The sequence below is a fragment of the Streptomyces sp. 8N616 genome, from assembly GCF_052246385.1.
Classification (GTDB): Bacteria; Actinomycetota; Actinomycetes; order Streptomycetales; family Streptomycetaceae; genus Streptomyces.
In genome coordinates, this window is sequence record NZ_JBQQBY010000073.1 from 1 (window position 1) to 8,088 (window position 8,088).

An 8,088-nucleotide genomic window follows, 5' to 3' on the forward strand; every position below is an offset into this window, starting at 1 on the left:
CTCCAACGGCACCCCTCGGGCCCGGTGACACCACCCCCCAGGTCATCCCTTCGACAGGGGGGAACAGTCATGCCGGGCCCGGAGGCCAGCGGCCCTCTTGCAGGACCGCGAAGAAGATAACGGGGGGGCAGTCGCTGGTGGGCCGGGCGCTGCTGCACGAGCATCGGCGTAGTCGCGGTGTCTGCGGCGCACTGGGCCACGGCCGGGTTCGGCCTAGGCAAAGTCGTGTTCCTGCAGGTGGGTTCGGCGTCTTCGGCGTTTGTCGTGAGCCCGGGCCTCCCACGGGCCGGGAGTCATGCTCGACCGGTCGGGCTTCACGGCTGAACCCTTCGATTCGGCCTTGTATCGCCTGTCCATCCCCTTCTCCCGCATGTTTCCTGGAATCGGCAATCGACCTGCTTCTCATGAGTTGCCATGAGAAGAGCTAAAAGGGGGGAACGTGAACGTGAATGACGAGAACCGGTCGCCGTCTGCTGGAGGCACGGGGAGCCTTTCCCCGGAGTGGATGGCCGGTGAGATGCGGAGGCTGAAGAAGGCCTCCGGGCTCAGCTTCGAGAAGCTGGCGGCCAGAACGCACTACAGCCGTTCCTCCTGGGAACGGTTCGTCAACGGCAAGAAGCCGGTCACTGCGCAAGCGGTCCATCAGTTCGCCTCTGCGCTCGGTGGCGCGGCGGATGAGTTGCTGCGGCTGTCGGCGCGTACCGGCCCGGAGCCGGGTTCCCGCCTGCCGGTGCCTGTTCCGGCGGAGCGGGAAGTGCAGCGCCCGCATGCCGGTGAGGGCGTGGGGGACCGCTTCGCGCAGCTGGGCCTCTTCGCCGTCGGAGCTGCTCTGGGCAGCTTCACGGTGCTCTGGGTGAAGCGCCGGGCAGGCCGGGGCGTGAGCAGGCCGGTGGATGCCGCGCGTGTCCTGCAGGTTGTGCACATCCCCTTACCCCTTCCCGCGCTTTCCCCGCTTTTCCCGCTTCCCGTACCGCTGGAGCCTGCCGTCCCCCGTCCGAGGTGACCCGGGCACCGCCGTCCCACGGCGTCCCGTTCCGCTCGTGTTTCCTGGCCGGATGCCTCCGGAGGTGTTCAGTTGTTCCCGGTGGGTCCGCGCCCCTCCTGGGCGCGGCCCCCCTTTGAGCGAACGGAGGAATCCCTGGCATGAAGCGAATCCTCGCCACGGCCGGCGCCGCCCTCGCGAGTACGGCTCTGGTGGCCGCGGGCGCACTGGCCACCGCCGCACCTGCGGGCGCGGCGTGGTCGGACTGCCCCGCCGGAGCCCTGTGCGCCTACCTGGGCACCGGCGGTGCGGGCGACCCCGGCACGGTCTACGGAGACAACAACAACCTGCTCCAGTACAACAAGTTCAACAATGCCGAGTCGCTCTACAACCACGGCAACAACTGCAACGTGCGCATCTTCGCCGGCCTCAACAAGACAGGCGCCAACTACGTCCTGGACCGCGGCTGGGCCAACCCCACCCTGGCCAACACCGTCTGGTGGCACAACGTCGCCTCCAACGACTGGTGCGTGTGACCACTATCCCCGCGCGGCGCACCCTCCTGGCCGTGACCCTCGTACTGACCGCGGCCGGCTGCTCCCCGCAGGAGCAGTCCGGCCGCCGGCCCGCCGCGCCGGACGTCCGCCCGCTGTCCGGCGCCACCGCCCTCACTCACGCCGATGCCGTGCGCCTGCACGATGCCCAGGAACGCGCCGTGGCCGCCTGCATGACAGCCCGGGGGCACAGCTACACCCCGCAGCCCCGGACCGCCTCCGCACGCGGGGAGGAGACCAATCCCTATGGACTGCTGACCCCGAAGAGGGCTGCGGCCGACGGATACGGAATCGTCGGCGAGTTCCTCCATCTCCAGACCTCGCAGCGCCCACCCGGCCAGCCTGGCGACCAGCCTCGTGACCCGGCCTGGCGGCGCGCCCTCACCGGCACCGCGGAGCACCGCGTGGCTGTGCGCCTGCCCGACGGGTCCCGTCTGGAGTACTCCGCCGACGGCTGCGTCTCGCAGGCGCGCGCCAAGGTCTACGGAGCGGACTGGAACCGGGTGGAGCCCCTCGTCATGGCGCTGGCCAACCGCGTACTGGCCACCGTCGAGCAGGAACCCGCCTATCGAGCCGCGGTCCGGCGCTGGTCCGCCTGCATGCGGCGGGCAGGGCGTCCGGCCGCGGATCTGCAGGCGTCCCGCGCGTCCCTCAACTCCCGCCTGCCCAAGGCCGCCACCGTCCCCGACGCCCTGAAATCCCTCGGCCGCGACGAACTGCGCGTGGCGGGCGCCGACGCCGGGTGCCAGCACCAGACCGGTCTGGCCGACGCCGTCGGGCGCACGCAGCGGACGGTCGAGCGGCGGCTGCTGAGCGCCAGGGACAGAACAACCATCGCGCGCTACAGCGCCCTCAAACAGCAGGCGGTCGCCACCGCATCGGAAACGAACCGGCCGGCGGCATGAGAGGAAAAAGGGGTCCGGCACGCTCACCACCGGCGTTGTCTTGGCCGGTGGACTTGATGCCGGCACCGCTCAGGCAGCACAAGGCGGTACCGCGCGCGAAGAAGCGGCGCAGGTGTACATATTCGTTCCTATTCGCCTTACGGTCCATGACATCGAGGACGGCTGGCCGGACTCGGCGGACGAGCCGCGGATGTACTACGGCGACGCTGTGTGGGCTGACGTGGTTCAACGAGGGGGGCAGATCACCACGATTGACCCGGTGGACTTCACGGGCACATCCCTGTCAGTCGACCTCTGGGAGCGAGATGCGGGATGGACGGACAACAACCACCTGGGACACGATACCGCCACCATTTCTCAGCTTGATCAGGAGCTGGAGATGACGTTCAAGGGCGATTGGTGGGACTACGAACTTAAGTACAAAGTGGTCAAGGGCCCGGCACAGTCCGTCGTGTCGACGTCAGCGGGCGCAATGACCACCGTCGGCGCGCTTCGTGTGAAGAGTCCGTCTGCATCGGGCGATGTCCCCCGAGACACAACCAGGACGCGTTCAGCAGCGCAGGCACCTTACGTCGTCTGATTGAGCAACCAGTCCGCCCGGCCCGTTGAGGTCAGGGTGTACTGGGTCGAGCTGGGCAGGCCCGATAGGCGTGAGACCGGTGGAGTCGTCCGCCCGCATCAGGTAGCACTCTTCTCCATCGGCGGAAACACCGATGCGCCACGGTCTTGGCCTACGTCCTTCACGTGGACGTCCAAGGTCAGCTCGTCGGCAACACCGGCATCGTTTACCCCGGTTTCTCCGACAGTGGCGCCTGCGCCGACGTCTGAGAGCCGTCTGCCACAAGCACGTGAAAGAAGGGAGCAGCGGGCCGTGGCGCCGAGGATGCGACACGGGCCGCTGCACTCAATCGGATCAAGAAGAGTAGCTGGCTCGTGCTCAATTGGCCGAGGAAGCGGCGCTGCCAGGCCGCGGGCCAGGCGGGGTACCAGCTGTTCAGATCACGACAGCCGAGGCGCTCGAGCTGCTCGCCGACCCCGACGTGCTCTCCTGTGACATTTGCCGTCCTCAGCGTGCCCTGAGGCCAGGAGCGCCCTAGCCGCGCGTGCGTGTAAACCGCTGCCCGAGCGCATGGAGCAGCTGCGCCGCGGCGTGGCCGTGCCGAACTTGCTGCTTATCCCGCCCGCCCTTGACGCCGAACGCGCCGCAGCTCTGATGGAGCAGCTGGAGGAGGCCAGCCGCGGCTCGTCGCCTTGCCCACCGCCGAGGACATCGCGACGATCGGCCGCGCCGCGTGCCACGAGGCTCACCACGTCCTGCGCAAGGCCTGACGGGCCATAGAGCACCGGGTACAGCTCGCCATGCTTGGTGTCTCCGGTCTGGCCGCCCTGGACAGCCCCGGCGCCGGATGGGAACCGGAGCTGCTGCGCGCCCAGGCCGTGCAGCTCACCCCCGCTATAGACCCGTTGGATCCAACATCCCTGATCAGACCGTGGCCCCGGTGAGCGAGGCCTTCGCCTGGTGCGATGCTAACCCGCAGCATCGGGGCGGCCCTCCGATTGAGGGCCGCCGCAGTCGTGTCCGCACGCGCGTCGATGCTCGCTGCCTTACCTCCACCAAACGCAGGTGTCGCTGCCCCAGTCGTCCTCACACACTGCGAAGTTGGTCACCCCTTCGAAGTCGCGGGAGCTGCACCCCGCCTGTGATCCGTTACTGTCGCCGAGATGGTCCTCCCCCGTGCGGTGGCGAACCACGGCATAAACTCCGTTTCCGTCCCTTTCCAAGTCACAGACCTCGATTGTCTCGGTCCACGTATGGAACGTGATCGTTGCGTAGTCGAACCCCTCGTTGACCTTGTCGTCCCACGCGTACGCCGAGGTAGCCGTGAGGAACGCGAGGCTTGTTGCTGCGCCCGCCACCACAAGTCCCCGAGCGATCTTGTGCCCTAATCCCGCCATTGACTTCTCCCCTCCATTGGGGTCGGGCTCATGCCATTCCGGCGATGTAGTAGACCACTCGCGGTCTGGGTAGATTGGCATACTTTCTGGGCAACTTCAGTTCTGTGTCAGTAGACATCGCGTCTTATGACGGACAGTCCTCGTTGTGCCGGGCGTTGACGAGCCTTGTCGAGCGTCTGGTGCCGGATGAGCTGTGGGAGCTGTTCCGTCGGGTGGTGCCGCCGACCGAGGTGGTACGCGCGCAAGGCGGTGGCCGACGGCGAGCCGGTGACCGTGCGGTCCTGGCTGCGATCACCTTCCGGCGCCAACTCGAAGACGTGGTCCGGACTGCCTCGCAGGGCTACGGCCCTGATCAGCGGGAGGCACCCGGCGTTTCTCCGAAGGGCAGGCACGGCCGCGGGGGCACATGAAATGACTTCTTCACCCACTCGGCCCAACTGTGGTCATTTGGCCCAAATGAGCATGTCAGCCCATGAGGGAATTTCATCGATACCCTCAAGGAGGACCGTCGTGCTGTTCATACGGGCATCCGCTGCCGCCGCCGCATCACTCGCTCTGCTCTCCGGGACCGCTACCGCCGTGGAAACCCACGGCGCCAACCAGATGAGCGGCTCACCCCCATCGGTCAGGGATATCACCGGAGGCAGCTTCGAAAGCCCTGCCGTCCCCTCCGGGATCAACTGGCTGACCTTCAGCGCGGGTGACAGCTTCGACGGGTGGCAGGTCACGTCCGGAACCGTGGACCTGGTCGGACAACGCTGGCAGGCCGCTGACGGCACCCAGTCGGTAGACCTGAACGGATGGGCGCAAGGAACACTGTCCCAGACCTTCCCGACGAACCCGGGGGACGAGTACGTGGTGTCGTACTCGCTCGCCGGCAACCCGGAAATCGGGGGGCCAGCCTTGAGGACTGGCCAGGTACTCGTCGACGGGCAGAGCATCCAGGAATTCTCCTTCGACACCACCGGAAGCACACCCAGCCTCATGGGGTGGGTAACCAAGACCGTCTCCTTTCAGGCCACCAGCGCCTCCACCATCCTGGCGTTCACCAGCACCAACGGCGGCCCCTACGGGCCAGCGATCGACAACGTCAAGGTCCAAGGCTGTAGCGGTACCTGCGGCACCTGAGAAACCTCAGACGCTCAAGGCCAACCGATGAAATCCTTGAGCGTTTGGGCGGCTGAACAGGCAGGGAAGGCGCCGGCCATCCCGGTTGAAGACCTCCGGGAGCTGGCGGACAGCTTGGGCATCCGCTGCAGTACTGGCTCCAGCGGCATCCGCACCAGCCCGATCGCACGGCTGTGGGGCGCAGGAAGGAAGAGCGGCGCTGGGCATGGCTGCCGGCCCTCCACCACCGGCCCAGCGACCGCGGCCCGTTCCAGGCGAACTCCTGCCTGCGCTGGGTGTTCGGCAAGCACCTGTCCTCTGTCTCCGAGGTCTGCCCCTACTGCAACGGCCGCGCTCTGAGCTGCCGCGGGGTGCTCTCTGCTGACTGCCCCGACCGCATCCGCCAGGAGCAGGAGGCACCGTCGATGCCGTGACGGCCGCGGATCCGGGCGCCCGCGCGCGGTAGTCGTCAGTGACAGCCGACCGTGATACCTGGCAGGTTATTGTGGGCCTCTTCGAGGCGAGCCCGGGGAACGGCCTGCCCAACCAGTGGAGTCCGACCAGGACGGCGAGTTTCGCCGGGGTGAGCTTGGCGCGCCTGGCTCCAGCCGCTCCTCTCGCCCCGGACCGGCGGCCGGTCACGCTGGGGCCGCTTCTGGCTCCGCGCGCAGGGCAGGCGGCGAGCAGGGAGCGTCGGCCTTCGCCGACCTGGCACAAGCTGCTCCCAGTCGACTCCAGGGTTCTGGGCGAACCGTGCGACCGTACGTATGGGGCGTCCCTGCCGTAGTCCGGTTGGGACGCCCCGTTGGCGCATAGTCACTCGCGGGGGTTTGGATGCGCGGCCATTCGCATCGATGTCTCGGTAAAGAAAAGGCGGTCTGCCAGCGCCTCAGCGGACCGTCCCATGATGTGCCGCGCTACGCCCAGTGTAGGCCGAGTTCGGCGAGCTGGGCGAGCTGCTCCGACGTGAGCTTCGCCCTGCGGCAGGTGAACTGCGAGGCTTACGTGCCACGTGGTGGGCGTTTCCACGGTCACTGCCTCACCAGCTGCCAGCCAAAGCACCTTCAAGCATGCCTAAGCAGAACCCAACGCCCACTTAGAGTCGTTTTCATCGGTGAAGTCTGTTCGCTCCCACTCGTTCCAGTGGAAAGCGTGGCTGCGGAGACATCGAGGCGCCTACGTGGCCAAAACGCGAGTCGGTGGGAGCCCACTTTGCCAGTCTCATCCCATGAAGCCTGTCTCACTCCAAGAGGTACCTATGTTGGTGATTGCTCTCCTGAAGCGCACGCGAATCCGATGCGCGTGTGACGCGAGTGCATCACCGTGGCGCGTGAAGCGGCGCAAACCAGCTGAAAACGACCTCTTAAAGCACCAGCCCCTGTCGCAGGCGGCCCGGACCCCCGTCCCGGGCCGCCTCGTCCGTAGCGGATGCGGCTAAGTCAAGTGCTGATCCTTCTTCTCGGCTCTCCTACCGCGACGCAAGGAAGTGGACCTCGCGGGGCCTGACCTCCAGGTCGCTCAAGCCCTCGGGTGTCGCGCCCATCTCGCGGGCAAGGTCGGCTGTCGCCCGGAAGGCCTCCTCGGACTCGAACGCGCCGGTGGTGACGACGGCGTCGCCGTCCGGGATGACCCAGACCCCGACGGACACGAAGCCCGGCTGCCGCCGCATCGCCTCGGCGGCCTGGTGGCACTCGGCGACGAACTCCTCAACGTGCTCAGGGGCCGGGTAGTGGAAGGCAACGAAACCGAATGACATGACGGTGTCCCCTCGTGGGTTATACGATGCCGTACAACGCGAGACTAGGCTGTTGTACGGCTCCGTACAACAGGTCTGATAGGGTGAGGTGGGCCACAGATGGGCGCATTGCGCACACCGCGGGAGAAGTGGATCGAGGAGGGGCTGCGGGCACTGGCCGCAGGCGGTGTGGACGCAGTGCGGGTCGAGGCGCTCGCCAAGGCGCTGGGAGTGACCAAGGGCGGCTTCTACGGTTACTTCGCCGACCGCGACGCACTGCTGGCCGAGATGCTCGACACCTGGGAGCGCGAGAGCGTTGACGACGTCATCGACCGGGTCGAGCGGGAGGGCGGCGACGCGCGGGACAAGGTCCGCCTGGCCGGACGGCTCACCTTCTCCAGCGACCGCCTGCTGCCCATCGACCTGGCCATCCGCGACTGGGCCCGCCGCGACCACACCGTCGCCGAGCGCCTGCGCCGCGTGGACAACAAGCGCATTCAGCTAGCGCGCGACGCGATCGGCACCTTCTGCGTCGACCCTGAGGAGGTCGAGGCCCGCGCCCTGCTCGCCTTTTGCACGGCCATCGGCAGTCACTTCCTCGCAGCCGACCACCCCGGCACCACCCGCGCCCCCGTCGTCGCCCGCGCCGCCGAGATCATCCTCGACCTCCCGCATGACAACCCCGGCGGATGACCACCTCACCAGGCCCCTGGCCGCCGCCGCTTGAGTTCTAGTGGTCGTTGCAACACCCCAGCTCAAGGGGTGCGATGGACTTCGAGATCCGGCAGGACCGGACGGTCGCGCAGGGGCGCAAGAGGCTGATCCGCGAGCGGGAGCAATACTTCCGCT

10 protein-coding genes are annotated in these 8,088 nt (G+C 67.5%); 8 read left to right on the top strand and 2 right to left on the bottom strand.

Annotation, left to right across the window (positions count from 1 at the left end):
- Positions 1-439: 439 nt before the first annotated feature.
- The 5 genes from ACTWQC_RS35460 (at position 440) to ACTWQC_RS35480 (ending at position 3,538) form a co-directional block, all read left to right on the top strand.
- Positions 440-1,003 (top strand): helix-turn-helix domain-containing protein, encoded by a 564-nt coding sequence (locus ACTWQC_RS35460; protein ID WP_443319987.1) that lies wholly within the window; start codon positions 440-442, stop codon positions 1,001-1,003.
- 140 nt (positions 1,004-1,143) lie between these two features.
- Entirely contained in the window at positions 1,144-1,518 is a 375-nt protein-coding gene (locus ACTWQC_RS35465; RefSeq protein ID WP_443319988.1) for a peptidase inhibitor family I36 protein, read from the top strand.
- A complete protein-coding gene (locus tag ACTWQC_RS35470) occupies positions 1,515-2,441 on the top strand; it encodes a hypothetical protein (protein WP_443319989.1) in 927 nt (308 codons plus the stop codon). Before ACTWQC_RS35465 ends, ACTWQC_RS35470 begins: the two co-directional genes overlap by 4 nt.
- Positions 2,442-2,481: 40 nt before the next feature.
- Complete coding sequence (locus ACTWQC_RS35475; protein WP_443319990.1) at positions 2,482-3,021, top strand: hypothetical protein; 540 nt, start codon at positions 2,482-2,484, stop codon at positions 3,019-3,021.
- 361 nt (positions 3,022-3,382) lie between these two features.
- Positions 3,383-3,538: a DUF6233 domain-containing protein gene (locus tag ACTWQC_RS35480; RefSeq protein WP_443319991.1), complete on the top strand. Its 156-nt coding sequence runs from the start codon at positions 3,383-3,385 to the stop codon at positions 3,536-3,538.
- 508 nt (positions 3,539-4,046) lie between these two features.
- Here the strand turns inward: ACTWQC_RS35480 and ACTWQC_RS35485 are convergent.
- Positions 4,047-4,397, bottom strand: a complete 351-nt coding sequence (locus tag ACTWQC_RS35485) for a hypothetical protein (RefSeq protein WP_443319992.1) — start codon at positions 4,395-4,397, stop codon at positions 4,047-4,049.
- A gap of 510 nt (positions 4,398-4,907) precedes the next feature.
- On the opposite strand from ACTWQC_RS35485, the gene ACTWQC_RS35490 reads away from it, so the two are divergent.
- Both ACTWQC_RS35490 and ACTWQC_RS35495 read left to right on the top strand, forming a co-directional pair.
- Entirely contained in the window at positions 4,908-5,525 is a 618-nt protein-coding gene (locus tag ACTWQC_RS35490) for a choice-of-anchor C family protein (RefSeq protein ID WP_443319993.1), read from the top strand.
- Between the two features lie 173 nt (positions 5,526-5,698).
- A complete protein-coding gene (locus ACTWQC_RS35495) occupies positions 5,699-5,938 on the top strand; it encodes a hypothetical protein (RefSeq protein ID WP_443319994.1) in 240 nt (79 codons plus the stop codon).
- Between the two features lie 1,034 nt (positions 5,939-6,972).
- Here ACTWQC_RS35495 and ACTWQC_RS35500 read toward each other — a convergent pair.
- Positions 6,973-7,260, bottom strand: a complete 288-nt coding sequence (locus tag ACTWQC_RS35500; RefSeq protein WP_443319995.1) for an antibiotic biosynthesis monooxygenase — start codon at positions 7,258-7,260, stop codon at positions 6,973-6,975.
- A 99-nt stretch (positions 7,261-7,359) separates the two neighbouring features.
- On the opposite strand from ACTWQC_RS35500, the gene ACTWQC_RS35505 reads away from it, so the two are divergent.
- Entirely contained in the window at positions 7,360-7,932 is a 573-nt protein-coding gene (locus ACTWQC_RS35505; RefSeq protein ID WP_443319996.1) for a TetR/AcrR family transcriptional regulator, read from the top strand.
- Positions 7,933-8,088 lie beyond the last annotated feature (156 nt).

What these genes read in the sequence shown, in the direction of transcription:
- ACTWQC_RS35500 (WP_443319995.1), bottom strand. Translation starts at nt 7,260, where the DNA reads ATGTCATTCGGTTTCGTTGCCTTCCACTACCCGGCCCCTGAGCACGTT.
- ACTWQC_RS35485 (WP_443319992.1), bottom strand. Translation starts at nt 4,397, where the DNA reads ATGGCGGGATTAGGGCACAAGATCGCTCGGGGACTTGTGGTGGCGGGC.
- ACTWQC_RS35505 (WP_443319996.1), top strand. Translation starts at nt 7,360, where the DNA reads ATGGGCGCATTGCGCACACCGCGGGAGAAGTGGATCGAGGAGGGGCTG.
- ACTWQC_RS35465 (WP_443319988.1), top strand. Translation starts at nt 1,144, where the DNA reads ATGAAGCGAATCCTCGCCACGGCCGGCGCCGCCCTCGCGAGTACGGCT.